This is a genomic window from Flavobacterium antarcticum DSM 19726 (assembly GCF_000419685.1).
In the GTDB taxonomy this organism is placed as follows: domain Bacteria; phylum Bacteroidota; class Bacteroidia; order Flavobacteriales; family Flavobacteriaceae; genus Flavobacterium; species Flavobacterium antarcticum.
The window spans coordinates 517,902-531,866 of sequence record NZ_ATTM01000001.1; the positions used below are offsets into that span (position 1 = coordinate 517,902).

10 protein-coding genes are annotated in these 13,965 nt (G+C 34.9%); 7 read left to right on the top strand and 3 right to left on the bottom strand.

Features of this window, described 5'->3' with window-relative positions:
- Positions 1 to 144 precede the first annotated feature (144 nt).
- The 3 genes from YWA_RS0102490 (at position 145) to YWA_RS0102505 (ending at position 2,751) form a co-directional block, all read left to right on the top strand.
- The gene (locus YWA_RS0102490) at positions 145 to 591 is read left to right on the top strand and encodes a hypothetical protein (RefSeq protein ID WP_157505284.1); all 447 of its coding nucleotides are present in this window, start codon (positions 145 to 147) and stop codon (positions 589 to 591) included.
- A 145-nt stretch (positions 592 to 736) separates the two neighbouring features.
- Positions 737 to 1,285, top strand: coding sequence for a hypothetical protein (locus YWA_RS0102495; protein WP_022826915.1), 549 nt, complete (start codon positions 737 to 739; stop codon positions 1,283 to 1,285).
- Between the two features lie 455 nt (positions 1,286 to 1,740).
- Positions 1,741 to 2,751: a 3-oxoacyl-ACP synthase III family protein gene (locus YWA_RS0102505; protein WP_022826917.1), complete on the top strand. Its 1,011-nt coding sequence runs from the start codon at positions 1,741 to 1,743 to the stop codon at positions 2,749 to 2,751.
- A 254-nt stretch (positions 2,752 to 3,005) separates the two neighbouring features.
- Here the strand turns inward: YWA_RS0102505 and YWA_RS0102510 are convergent, their stop codons facing one another.
- From YWA_RS0102510 to YWA_RS0102520, 3 genes are all read right to left on the bottom strand, one after another.
- A complete protein-coding gene (locus YWA_RS0102510) occupies positions 3,006 to 5,429 on the bottom strand; it encodes an outer membrane beta-barrel family protein (RefSeq protein WP_022826918.1) in 2,424 nt (807 codons plus the stop codon).
- 138 nt (positions 5,430 to 5,567) lie between these two features.
- Entirely contained in the window at positions 5,568 to 6,542 is a 975-nt protein-coding gene (locus YWA_RS0102515) for a YeiH family protein (RefSeq protein ID WP_022826919.1), read from the bottom strand.
- A gap of 71 nt (positions 6,543 to 6,613) precedes the next feature.
- On the bottom strand, positions 6,614 to 7,507 hold the full coding sequence (locus tag YWA_RS0102520; RefSeq protein ID WP_022826920.1) for a LysR family transcriptional regulator: 894 nt from the start codon (positions 7,505 to 7,507) through the stop codon (positions 6,614 to 6,616).
- Positions 7,508 to 7,740: 233 nt separating this feature from the next.
- On the opposite strand from YWA_RS0102520, the gene argS reads away from it, so the two are divergent.
- Genes argS through YWA_RS0102540 form a run of 4 tightly spaced genes read left to right on the top strand, consistent with a single transcriptional unit; the run spans position 7,741 to position 13,948 of the window.
- Entirely contained in the window at positions 7,741 to 9,528 is a 1,788-nt protein-coding gene (gene argS, locus YWA_RS0102525) for an arginine--tRNA ligase (RefSeq protein ID WP_022826921.1), read from the top strand.
- 14 nt (positions 9,529 to 9,542) lie between these two features.
- The gene (locus YWA_RS14520; protein ID WP_022826922.1) at positions 9,543 to 11,021 is read left to right on the top strand and encodes an SGNH/GDSL hydrolase family protein; all 1,479 of its coding nucleotides are present in this window, start codon (positions 9,543 to 9,545) and stop codon (positions 11,019 to 11,021) included.
- Positions 11,014 to 12,447, top strand: coding sequence for a LysM peptidoglycan-binding domain-containing protein (locus tag YWA_RS0102535; protein ID WP_022826923.1), 1,434 nt, complete (start codon positions 11,014 to 11,016; stop codon positions 12,445 to 12,447). The genes YWA_RS14520 and YWA_RS0102535 overlap by 8 nt, the downstream gene beginning before the upstream one ends.
- Positions 12,440 to 13,948 carry an MBOAT family O-acyltransferase gene (locus tag YWA_RS0102540; protein WP_022826924.1) on the top strand — a complete coding sequence of 503 codons (1,509 nt, stop codon included), beginning with the start codon at positions 12,440 to 12,442 and terminating at the stop codon, positions 13,946 to 13,948. Before YWA_RS0102535 ends, YWA_RS0102540 begins: the two co-directional genes overlap by 8 nt.
- The last annotated feature ends 17 nt before the right edge of the window (positions 13,949 to 13,965 follow it).

A 13,965-nucleotide genomic window follows, 5' to 3' on the forward strand; every position in this document is an offset into this window, starting at 1 on the left:
TTACGGCGGATTCGACTGCGTCCGAATCCACGCGTAATTGCTAACGTTAGTGCTTAACCGAAAAACCTCGCATATTTAGCCGTAACTGAGGTTATACTAAACGTTGTAGCCAATTTAAGAAAACCCTAAATGAGAAAATTCATATTGATATTAATAATAGTTGCAAATATATCTTTTTGCAATGCTCAAACACCTGCTAAATCTGAAGTTATTCAGACTGACTATTCTAAATCAGCGGGACAAGCAATTGAATTGATTAAGGAAAAAATAATGGCTAAAAACATTTCCGAATTTATAGTAGCGATTGAAAGTGTACATAACGGAATTTATATTTCAATATCAAAAATTCAAAAGATTGAAAATAAAATAAAAGTAAAGACATCGATTACAAATGCAAGTGGAAAAAATTCAGAAAGTGTAAAAAAATATTCAATTCAAGAATTTATTACGATTTTAGATAATCTGATTAAAACCGCCGACAATCAATTAGTATTTGCGGGAACATATCAAAAAATTAAAATTATTGATGACGATAAGGAATTCAAAATTCATACTCGGAAAGCTTATGGTTTAATAAACTTAATGCGATAAAACTAGCTACAACACGGTATATAAAAAATAGCGAGTTCAGTGCTAAATCGAAATTTTTCGCTTTTCACGAAATTTAGGTTTTAACCGAAATTTATCGCATTTTAAGCCGCTACTTTTCATATACCCAAATGTTATGGCTAATATTATGAAGACAACAATACTGACATTAATTGCTTTGACTTTTTTAAGTTCTTGTAGACAACAAACAAGTCAAAATGAACAGCAGACAACTAATTCCGGAAAAAAAGAGAGAGAATTACCATTGACGAAAAAAAATACAGACCAAGAAACTGAAAAGAAAGTTGGGCAAGAATTGTTTAAATCAATATTAGATACAGTCAAAATAGAGACAATCTCAACTGACTTTTTAGTAAATAATCAATGGTTTTACAGACCATTTGACAATTGTGAATCGTATTTAAAATTTCAAGCTAACGGTAAAGGAATCAGTTATAACTGCGAAATGGAAGAAGATTATGAATTGACATACAAAATCGTAGGTAATAAAGTGTTTATCGCTGAATTTGACATTCCACAAGTTAACAATGAAAAAAGAAAAAGAATAAAATTTCGGGACGACACATATGTTTATAATGGACATTCGCTCATAATGGTTGACTCAAAAATGTATAATATTGGCGGAATTGAATGGACACCGAAAATTGAAGTTATAATTAACTATGACAGAAAGTAATACTAGCCATAACAGTAAAGGCTTAGTTACGTTCGAAGAACGAACAATGAAGCCTATGTTGAACGAATTGAAAATCACTGAACACCAAATTCAATTTTAAGATAGTGAAGTAAACCGATTACATGCCGACCACACTTATGGAGTTATCGTTACCCGTTGTTAAGAATTTCAAGAGTCCCGAAACTTCGGGATAGTTATCTTCTTTTTTTTTGCAGTAAAATGAGGAGGAATAATTTAGTACTGTTGAACTTTTAAATGAACTCATTACGATAAATTATTGAAGGGGATTTATTTTCCTATATCTTTTACTTGTTATCAATAGCAAAAGCAATTAGGCAAAAATAAAGACTATATTGGTTTAATTTGTGACTATTTTTAAAAAATGTAGTAAATTGTAGCTGTAATAGTAATGACAATGATATTTTTGCTATTCTTAATGAACTAAATTAAATTGTATGTACAATTCAAAAATAACGGGACTTGGTTATTATGTTCCAGATCATGTCGTGACGAACGAAGATTTGTCAAAAATTATAGAAACTACGGACGAATGGATTCAGGAACGGACAGGAATCCAAGAACGCCGACATATTATTCGCGGAGAAGACACGACAACTTCTATGGGAGTGAAAGCGGCTAAAATTGCCCTAGAACGTTCTGGTGTTGCAAATACTGATATTGATTTTGTAGTTTTTGCAACTTTGAGCCCCGATTATTATTTTCCAGGACCTGGAGTTGCGGTTCAAAAAGAACTGGGTTTACGAACGGTTGGCGCTTTAGATGTCAGAAATCAATGTTCGGGATTTGTGTATGCGGTTTCGGTTGCCGATCAATATATAAAAACGGGAATGTATAAAAACATTTTGGTCATTGGTTCAGAAGTACAATCCATTGGATTAGACATGACGACTCGTGGACGTGGCGTTTCGGTGATTTTTGGCGATGGAGCAGGAGCGGCAGTTTTGAGTCGGTCTGAAGATAATTCTACGGGAATTTTATCGACGCATTTGCATTCTGAAGGACAACATGCCGAGGAATTAATCGTGAAAGCACCAGGAATGGGCGGTCGTTGGGTGACGGATATTTTAAATGAAGAAGACAAGGAAAATGACGAAAGTTACTTGCCTTATATGAATGGGCAATTCGTGTTTAAAAATGCAGTAGTTCGTTTTGCAGAAGTAATTCAAGAAGGATTGGAAGCGAATAACTTGCAAGTTTCAGATATTGATATGTTGATTCCCCACCAAGCAAATTTGCGGATTTCACAGTTTATTCAACATAAATTCAAATTGAATGACGACCAAGTTTTTAATAACATTCAGAAGTATGGAAATACAACCGCGGCTTCGATTCCAATTGCCTTGACGGAAGCTTGGGAACAAGGGAAAATCAAATCAGGAGATACGGTCGTTTTAGCGGCTTTTGGTAGCGGATTTACTTGGGGAAGTGTGGTTATGAAGTGGTAGGGGAAGTTGTAGGTTGTATGTTGTAGGTTTTACCGCGAAGTACGCAAAGGTTTTTATTTGCGTTGTACGTAATTTAAGGTTCGCGAAGGGGTTTCACTTAATGAAGTGGTAGAGAAAGTTGACAGTTATCGGTTGACAGTCGTCAGTTTCCGAGTAACTGTGGAAAATTAATCTATTCAATAAAATGCACAAACCCCGAAAAGAATTAAATCTCTTCGGGGTTTTTTACTAACTAACTCAAATGCTATTCAATATTAGAACATTCCGCCACCACCTTTTTGCGTGTTGTCGTCGCGGATTTTTCTTGCTAATGCACGGTTTTTTCCACCACCAAAACGGTAGTTTACTCCTAAATAAACCGAACGGCTTTCCCAAGAAAATTGACCTTGACTTGGGTAAGGATTTTTAGAATCAAAAGCATATTTCATGGTGTCAAACATATCGTTGAAACGCAAACTGATGGACATTTTGTCGTCTAATAAGGAGTAACGTGCACCACTGTCAATTTTGTACATTTCCTTGCTGTTGTTCTGAATCCCATCAACTCCACCGCGGTAGAATCCGAAAAGTAAGAAGCTCAAACGTTTTGTTGCTTTGAAATTACTGTTTAATCTTACGTTGAAAGCACTCACTTCTACTTCTTTCGTTACAAAATCAAACGTATTCGTTGTACCAGTTCTTAACACCTGAACCAAACCTTTTTGATTTATACTTGAAAAGTCAATAGCCGGTTGAATATCCCACCACTTCGTAATTTTATAATTTGCTGAAAGTTCAAAACCAAAAGCGGTATTGTTGTCAAAATTCGCATACGACATGATTAAATCATTTGGATTATCTGTTGTTTCATCGCTGAACAAAGTTCTGCTGATTTCATTGTCAATGATTCTGTAAAAAACACCTGCTGTTATTGAGGAGCTTTTGGCAAACATTTTCGTGTAATTTACTTCTAACGAATTTGTAAATTGTGGCTCTAATTCTGAATTCCCTAGAGAGGTAACCAATGGTGTTGAAAACTCACGAATCGGTTTTGTTTGCTCTAAACTTGGACGGTCCACACGTCTGCTGTAACTCAACTGAAACATGTTTTTCTCATTCAAGTTATACGTCAAATAAGCCGATGGGTAAAATGTAAAATACTTATCTTCAAAAGTCGTAGCTCCTTTATTTAAGTTGGCCGTTGCTTTGTAACTTTCAAAACGACCACCTACTTGATAACTGAATTTGTCAAATTTCTGACCGAAAGTCGCATAAGCAGAGTAAATGTCAATGTCATACGTGTAATTCGAAACTCTTTGAGCAACTGGGACATCTAGATTTTGCGTAACATAATCGTTTTCAGTTCGCACAATTCTTGCTTCTGAACCCAATTCTAATGTCGATTTCTCGTTCAACGGATTTACATAATCAATATTAAAAGTTCCGTTTTTTCGTCGGTCTTCAATATTGTCCTTGTAAATCAATTGTTCTGAAACAGTTGTAGGATTTCCAACTTCGAAAATTGAAGTATCAAACATAGCATCTTGCTTTTGCTTGTAGTCGTTGTAATTTCCTTCAAAATCCAAGGTGTGTCCGTCTTTCGCAAAAAGATGTTTGAAAATCAAATTGTAACTTCCTGTATGATTGTTGGTCGAATAATTTGATTTCTGAAATAAATTTGATAAATCATTGTTCAAATACTGAACGTCAGTATTCACAATTCCGTCGCCTGTTGACGCATTTTGGTTCGTGTAAAAGGACAAAGTATTTTTATCATTGATATAAAAATCCATTCCTAATTTGTACAAATAAGATTCGTTGTCGTTTACTATGTCCAAAACCTGTTTTGAATTATTATCAAAACGCTGAATCAAACCTTCGTTGAATCGTTCTCCAAAATTATTCCCACCGCTACCAAAAAAGTTGACTTTTCCTCTGCGGTAATTCATGTCAATCGAGTTGTTGAATTTTGGCGTTTCCGCAAGAGTGACGCCGGTATTGAAACTTCCATTAAATCCATCATTCGAATTTTTATGCAAAACGATGTTGATAATTCCCGACATTCCTTCTGGATTGTACTTCGCACTTGGATTTGTGATCAACTCGATTTTCTTAATGGAAGTTGATGGAATTTGTTTCAGCAATTGAGCCGCGTCCATATTTGTAGGACGGCCATCCACTAAAACACGTACGTTTTGATTTCCACGAAGTGAAATTTTGCCATCTTGATCGACATTCACAGAAGGAATATTGTTCATGATTTCAGAAGCCGTTGCTCCAGCGGTGGTTAAATCACGGCCCACATTGATGACTTTTCGGTCAATTTTCTGTTCAATTGTGGAACGTTCTTGTACGATTTCAACACCTGTCAATTGAGTGGCCTCTTCTTCCAAAATAATTTTTGAGAAGTTAATTGTTTTTTGCTTTGAAAAATCAGCCGTTTTTGTGAACGCTTTGTAACCGATGAATTGAACATCAATGGTCAATGCTTGTGACGGGATGTTTTTAATTTCAAAATTTCCATTGTCGTCAGTGATGCCGCCCGTTAAGACTTTCTCGCCGTCTTTTATTGAAATAGTAGCATACGAAACGGGATTATTCGCTCGGTCAACAACTTTTCCTGTAGCAATACCCGGATTCTGGGCATTCATTGTAAATACGGTTCCTAAAAGAAACCAAAAGAGTACTTGTAATTTCATGAGATTGATTTTTTGATTGTATGATTGATTAATTAATGATTGTTGCCTTAATAGACACTAAAAGTTTATTTATGTTACAAAAAAAAACAACTTATTTTGCAATAAGTTGCTCCTGAATAATTTAAGTTGAAATTTAATTTATGCCGAAAGGTGAATAACCACATATAAAGCAGCTACCGAAATCGTAACCCACAAAATGACACCTTGAATTAAAGGTTTTACACCAACTGCTTTAATGACCTTTGCAGATAAACTTGTACCAATTAAAAACAGGGTTAAGGTCAATCCAATTTTAGCGATGTCAACAATGTAAGGACTTATCTGCTGTACAAACGGCAAATACGTATTGGCAATCAAAGCCAAAATAAAATAACCAATAAAGTATGGAATTTTAGCTTTACTGTCTTTGTTTTTGAATAATTGCATGGCCAAATATGCTACCGGAATGATCCATAAAGCACGAGCTAATTTTACTGTGGTAGCCGTTTGCAACGCTTCCGCACCATAACTACTTGCTGCTCCAACCACAGAACTTGTATCGTGAATAGCAATCGCACTCCAAAGTCCAAACTGGTGTTGCGACAATTCAAAATAATGTCCAATCATCGGAAAAATAAATAATGCAATAGCGTTTAAAATAAAAATCGTTCCCAAAGAAGCGGATATTTGTTCTTCATTCGCTTTGATTACAGGTGAAACGGCGGCAATGGCACTTCCTCCGCAAATTGCTGTTCCAGCAGAAACCAGGAAGGACGTTTTTTTCTCAATTTTCATAATTACTCCCAAACCATAACCCAATAATAAGGTTCCGAAAATTGAAATGACGGTAAAAATAATTCCTTCTTTTCCTGCTATAATTGCACTTGTCAAATTCATTCCAAAACCAAGGCCTACAACTGATATTTGCAGTAATTTAGACGTTAGTTTGCTGTTTAATTTTGCATAAGGATGACCAATTTGCGCCATCACAATTCCGATAAATAACGCAAGAGGTGGAGATAAAATGCCTACTAAACATAATACTACAATTATCCAATAGACGACTACTTTAACTTTGTTTTGTTCCCAAAAAGTATTGTGGTCGTTAATTATGTCTTTGTTGAAAAACTTCATGATTTCTAAATTTATAGTACAAAGTTACGGTTGAAGCTGTTTTATTTTAAATTCAAAATAGTAATGAGTCATTACTTAAAGTTATTGCTTTTGGCAAAGGTCATAAATAATTCCGAAAGTCCAACTGTGGCTCCATGGTGTTGAATAAACTGAAAGTTACGTTCAATACTCAATTTCGGAATATCCACAATAGTCAAAGTATTATGATGCAATTCATTCAAAATAGAATAAACGGATAAAAACGCAAAACAGTTTGAATTTTGCAAATAGCCTTTAATACTTTCCGTGCTTCCCAACTGCATTTCGCTTTTCAATTGATTGATAGAAATAGTAAAAGGTTTCAAAGCATGCATGATTACTTCTAAAGTTCCCGAACCAGGTTCACGCAAAAGCAAAGGAATATTTGCCAACTCTTTGAGCGAAATCGTTCCTTTTTTGTTAAGTGGATTGTTTATTTTAGTCGTCAAAACGATTTCGTCTTTTAAGAATGTCGTGTATTTCAAAGCATGATTCCTGGTTTGTCCTTCAATAATCCCCAAATCGATCGACTGATTTTGCAATGCTTCTTCTATTTTTTCAGAATTGTGAATGAACAACGAGATTTCAATGTCGCTGAACTTTTCACGAAAAGAAGCCAATACCGCTGGCAAAACATATTGTGCGATCGTAGTACTCGCTCCAATTTTCAAAACACCTTTCTGTAGTAAGTTTAGATTATGCAATTCAAAATCCAACTCTTTATAAATTGCAAATAGTGCTTGACAATGTTTGTACAGAATCAATCCTGCACTTGTAAGTTGCACTTTGGAGCCGTTTCGGTCAAATAACTGTACATTATATTGTTGCTCAATTTCTCGAATATGTTTGCTAACAGCGGGTTGTGTGATAAAAAGTTCAGCTCCGGCTTTTGTAAAATTGAGTCGATTAGCAACCGTGTAAAAAACTTTCAGGCGAAAATCAAACATTGATGTTGAGGTTTAAATGGAGTTGGTATTTTGGCAAAGGAAATTCCAAGTATAAAAGTATTGATTTTTGACAAATTTCAAGCATTTTGGTCTTTAAATCTGTTCAAAAGCGGTGTTTTTAGCGTCAAATCTACTTTTGTAATGAACCGTAAATTCAGCTAATTAATATTCGTTTAATACACTATAAAATTCACTAATTCCAATTATCTTTGCACCCTAAAAAAATAACAATTATGTCACTTATTTCCATCTTAACGCCCGAAATTAAAAAAGCAGTTGCCCTTTTATTCGAAATCAACATCGATACAATTGAGTTTCAAGCGACACGCAGGGAATTTGATGGCGATATTACGATGGTTATTTTTCCTTTATTGAAAGTTATTAAAGGAAATCCTGCTGATTTAGGTAACAAAATCGGAACTTATTTAGTTGAAAATGTTGCTGAAGTAGAAGCGTTCAACGTAGTTTCAGGATTTTTGAACATTGTTATTTCTGCCAATTATTATTTGGATTTCTTCAATGAAGTAAAAGGAAATGAAAAGTTTGGAACGGTTGAACCAAATCCTGATGATAAAGCAGTAATGGTTGAATATTCTTCACCAAACACCAACAAACCTTTGCATTTAGGTCACGTAAGAAACAATTTATTAGGTTATTCTGTTGCTGAAATTATTAAAGCTTCCGGTAAAAAAGTATATAAAACTCAAATCATCAACGACCGTGGAATCCATATTTGTAAGTCAATGTTGGCTTGGCAAAAATTCGGAAACGGCGAAACTCCAGAATCTACGGGTTTAAAAGGAGATAAAATTGTGGGTAATTATTATGTGAAATTTGACCAAGCTTATAAAGGCCAAATCAGCGAATTAATGGCAACCGGACTTTCTGAAGAAGATGCTAAAAAACAAGCGCCTTTAATTTTAGAAGCACAACAAATGCTTTTAGATTGGGAAGCTGGAAAACCAGAAGTTATTTCACTTTGGAAAACAATGAACCAATGGGTTTACGATGGTTTTGCAACGACTTATGAAAATATGGGCGTTGATTTCGACTCTTATTATTACGAAAGCAATACCTATTTATTAGGAAAAGAAGTCGTTCAAATGGGATTAGAAAAGGGAATTTTTGAAAAAGACCCTGATGGTTCGGTTTGGATTGATTTGACGGAAGACGGTTTGGATAGAAAAATCGTGTTGCGTTCGGATGGAACTGCGGTTTACATGACGCAAGATATTGGAACGGCAATTCAACGTGTAAAAGATTTTCCAGATGTTGGCGGAATGGTTTACACTGTTGGAAACGAACAAGATTACCACTTTAAAGTGTTGTTCTTGATTTTGAAAAAATTGGGATTCGATTGGTCTAAAAACTTATTTCATCTTTCGTACGGAATGGTAGATTTACCATCCGGCAAAATGAAAAGTCGTGAAGGAACGGTTGTGGATGCAGATGATTTAATGAATGAAATGATGCAAACGGCTCAAACTATTTCTGAAGATTTAGGAAAATTAGACGGTTACAGCGAAGACGAAAAAACAGAATTGTACCGAACTATTGGTCTTGGAGCTTTGAAATATTACATCTTAAAAGTCGACCCTAAAAAGAGAATCCTGTTTAATCCAGAAGAATCAGTTGATTTTGCAGGAAATACAGGACCATTTATTCAATATACGTACGCTCGAATTCAGTCGATTATCAGAAAAGCAGATTTTGATTTTGCTTCAATAACTTTTTCGGCAAACGAAATCCCTCTGCATGAAAAGGAGAAAGAGTTGATTAAAGTGTTGGCTTCTTATCCAGAAGTAATTCAAAATGCAGCTGTAAATCACAGTCCAGCTTTGATTGCAAATTACACATACGACTTGGTTAAGGAATACAATTCATTTTATCAAACTGTGCCAATATTAGGTTCAGACGATGAAAATGCAAAAATGTTCCGTGTTCAACTTTCAAAGAAAGTCGGCGAAACTATCGCGTCAGCATTTAAATTATTGGGAATTTCGGTTCCAAACAGAATGTAATTCATAATTAGTTAGTGAAAACAAACTCGTCCTACTTTTTACAATCTTTTCTTATCTTGGTTTTGGCCACGGTTTTTTTCTTGGGATTGAAGCAGTTTTTGCCTAAAAAAATATTTTCTGAAAAAGCAGGAAGTACTAAAAATGTTTTGATTGACAGCATGTTACTCGATGCATTTGATGCTGAACCTGATTTAGTTGAAAAAATCATGACTAAAGATGATTCTTTAGCGAAGCAACCTATTGTTTTTGAAGAAAATGACGGTATTAAATTCCCAGAAGAAAAATTTGAAAACTACAAAGGAAACCAGTATTTAATTCCGTTTTTCGAACAATTATACCAGTTAGAAACCAATAAAAAAGGGAAAGTTCGGATTGCTTATTTTGGTGATTCAATGACGGATGGCGACATGATTGTCCAAGATTTCCGTACTTATTTCCAAGAGAAATTTGGTGGTCAGGGTGTCGGTTTTGTAGCGATAACTTCGGAATCAGCGGCGTCAAGAAGTTCGGTTCAACATGAATTTTCCGGAAATTGGAAAACACAATCTTATTTAAACGTTAAATATCCACAGCGTTCTTTTGGCGTAAATGGACACGTTTTCTTTGCAAATGATACCGCACATTCTGCTTGGGTAAAATATAAAGCAGGACGTTCTCGATACAATACGCAACTTGATAATCCGACGCTTTTTTACGGAAGTGGTAAAAATAAAACCGGAAGAATTAGCTATGTTTTAGGAAAAGATACCATTCGTAAAACGTTGATGCCTAATAAAATTCTGAATACACTTTCGCTTTCAAATGCACCTATAAAACAATTTAAAGCCAACTTTTCAAAAGCAGATTCAATTCCAATTTACGGATTTAATTTTGATGATGGAGTAGGCGTTCACGTGGACAATTTCTCACAAAGAGGAAATTCAGGAATTCCGATTTCCAAGTTTGATGTAGCGACAATGAAAGCTTTTCAAAATGAGTTACAGTACAATTTAATCATTTTACATTACGGTACAAACGTGTTGAATTACGGCACCAAAGATTACACTTGGTACGACAGAAGCATGACCAAAACCATCAATCGACTGAAAGAATGTTTTCCAGGAGTTTCAATATTAGTGGTTTCGACGGCTGATAAATCCAGCAAATATGATTTGGAAATGAAAACCGATTCGGCAGTCGTTCCGTTGACTTTGTCACAAAAACGTTACGCTTTAAAAACCCAATCGAGTTATATAAACTTATACACTTTAATGGGTGGTGACGGTTCGATGGTCAAATGGACGGAGGAAGAACCGGCTTTAGCCAATAAAGATTATACGCATTTCAACTTCCGAGGTGCAAAGAAAATTGCAAAAATTATTTACGACCAACTTGATGAAGGTTACCAACAATATAAAGTATTGCGGAAAAATAAAAAAGTAATACCACCAAAAAAGAAATCGCTGATTGATACCATTTTCTCAAAAACAGAAACTCCAGAACCGCATGAATAAAATACTTTTTATTTTAAGTTTTCTGCTGTTTTTCTCGAAAAGCCAAGCACAAGAAATCGATTCTTCTTATGTAGAAACCGACTCTATTTCTGTGGATTCAATTGCGGTTTTGGAAACTGAAATTGCATTAATAAATCCGGATGCATTGCTTTGTTTTTATGAAAAGTTAGCGGAGATGAAATCTACTGATTCAAAGCAGAAAATTAATTTTCTTCACATTGGAGATTCGCACATTCAAGCAGACTTGATGACGAATGTGGTTCGTGAGCGTTTGCAAAAGGAGTATGGAAATGGAGGTCGTGGATTGGTTTTTCCCTATAATTTGGCCAAAACAAATGGACCTTGGGATGTTCGGTTTTCTTCGAATGGTAGTTTTACTAGTTTTAGAAATGTTTCTCCAGTTTCTTCGGCAAATATTGGCTTGACCGGAATTTTGCTTCAAGCGCGAAAAGAGGATTTTGCCATTGAATTGAATGCAAAAGAACGCAATAATTATTTCACCACGATTAAAATTCTGACGCCAAATAATATTCCGAGTTTTGATTTGGCTACAGCCAAAAAAACAATCGTATTCGAATCGCAAGTGCCGAAAACAATCACGCATAAAATAAAAAGTGGCGATGTTTTAGGTGCGATTGCTGATAAATATAACGTTTCGATTACAGCTTTGAAAAAAGCAAATGGTTTGAAATCGAATAACATTCGCGCCGGAAAAACATTGAAAATTCCTACGAATGAAAAGCAGAATAGAAGTATTTCCCGTTCTGAATTTATCCCGTTGGAAATTCAAAAGGACGCTTTTTCGCATTTTTACAAAAGTGAAAATTTGTTAGATAAGATTTACTTAATTCCAAATAAAGACGAGAATGTGTTTGAACTGAATGGAATTATTTTAGAAAACAATGACAAAGGTATTGTTTATCATAATTCGGGTGTAAATGGCGCTAAATTCTCCGATTACAATAAATATCCGTTGTTTTTTGAGCAGTTAAAAGCATTGCATCCTGATGTTTTAGTATTGTCTTTTGGTACCAATGAATCGTTTGACAATATGAATTCGGATGCTTTTATTGCGCAATTGGATTTGTTTATTTCGAATGCGAGAAAGCAAAATCCGTTTGTTGAAATTATCATTTCAACACCTCCACCATCATTGTTCAAAAGAAAATATCCAAATACGTTCGTAGCTGATTACAGTAAAAAAATCATCGATTTGGCATACAGTAGGAGAGTTGCGGTTTGGGATTTATACACAGATATGGGTGGTTTATACGGCATTAATCAGAATGCGAAAGCAGGTTTGATTGGTCCAGACCGAGTACATTATACAAAAGCAGGTTACGTGAAGCAAGGAAATTTATTGGCCAAAGCAATCATTGAAGCATTTGAGAATTATGAAAAATCAAAAGCGATAATCAATGAATAGTATGGATTGGTTTACTTCTATTTTTGAAAATTTCACTTGGAATACAGTGGAGCATTGGTTTGTGTATAGTGCAAAAGAGCCGATTCTGTTTAACTCTGCCTTGTTTTTGGGAATGTTTTTGGTGTTTTATCCACTTTACATTTTAATCGCAAAATCTACCACGCACTTTTGGCGTAATTTATATGTAGTTGCGTTTTCACTATTTTTCTATTACAAATCAAGTGGGATTTACGTTGGATTACTAATTTTTACAGGAGTTTTAGACTATAATTTAGCACGGCTTTTATACAGTGAAACTTTAAAATTTTACAGGAAATTTTATCTGTATTTAAGTGTTGTGATTAATCTAACGTTGTTGGGTTATTTCAAATACACCAATTTTTTGATTGATAATTATAACGGTATTTTCGATAGTAATTTATCTTTTTACGACATTATTTTGCCTGTCGGAATTTCATTTTACACGTTTCAATCGATGAGTTATGTGATTGATATTTACCGTCGCGAACTTGAACCAACGAAAAGTTATATAGATTACATGTTCTATTTGTCGTTCTTTCCGCAACTTGTGGCAGGACCGATTGTTAGAGCATCGGAGTTTATTCCGCAGATTTATCAAAAGCTGAATTTGAGTCGGGAAGATGTCAATAAAGCGTTGTTTTTAATCATTGGCGGAGTTTTAAAAAAGGCCGTAATTTCAGATTATATCTCGCTTAATTTTGTGGACCGCGTTTTCGATGCGCCAAATAGTTATTCTGCTTTTGAAAACTGGATGGCGTCTTACGGTTATGCAATCCAAATTTATTGCGACTTCTCTGGATATTCAGATATGGCGATTGGAATTGCGTTATTGATGGGATTCAAGCTGTCGCTGAATTTTAGAACCCCTTATAAATCGGGTTCGATTACGGAGTTTTGGCGACGTTGGCATATTTCATTATCGTCTTGGTTACGCGATTATTTATACATTTCATTAGGTGGAAACCGAAAAGGAAAATTTCGCACCTACATCAATTTATTCTTAACGATGTTATTGGGTGGATTGTGGCACGGAGCCTCGTGGAAATTCGTAGTTTGGGGAACTTTACACGGAAGTGCTTTGGTTGTAGAACGTCTTTTTAAAGAGTATTTCAACATTCCAAAAAACTGGGCGATTCGTTTCGTAAGTGTGCTTATTACTTTTCATTTCGTAGTTTTCTGCTGGATTTTCTTTAGAGCAAGAGATTTTGCAACGGCTTTTCAGGTGATTGAAAACATTGGTAAAGTGGAAGTAAACCTTAGCCAATGGTGGACGATTATTCAAGGATATCAGAACGTGTTTATAGTAATGCTTATTGGATTTGTTTGGCATTTTCTACCACAAAATTTCATTCAATTCTTGCAAGATACATTTGGCAAGTTACCAATAGTAATGAAAGCTTTAGTCTTAGCTTTCGTGTTTTGGATTGTGTTTGCAACTGCTTCAAGTGGACCACAACCCTTTATTTATTTCCAATTTTAAAAAGAAATAATACTATC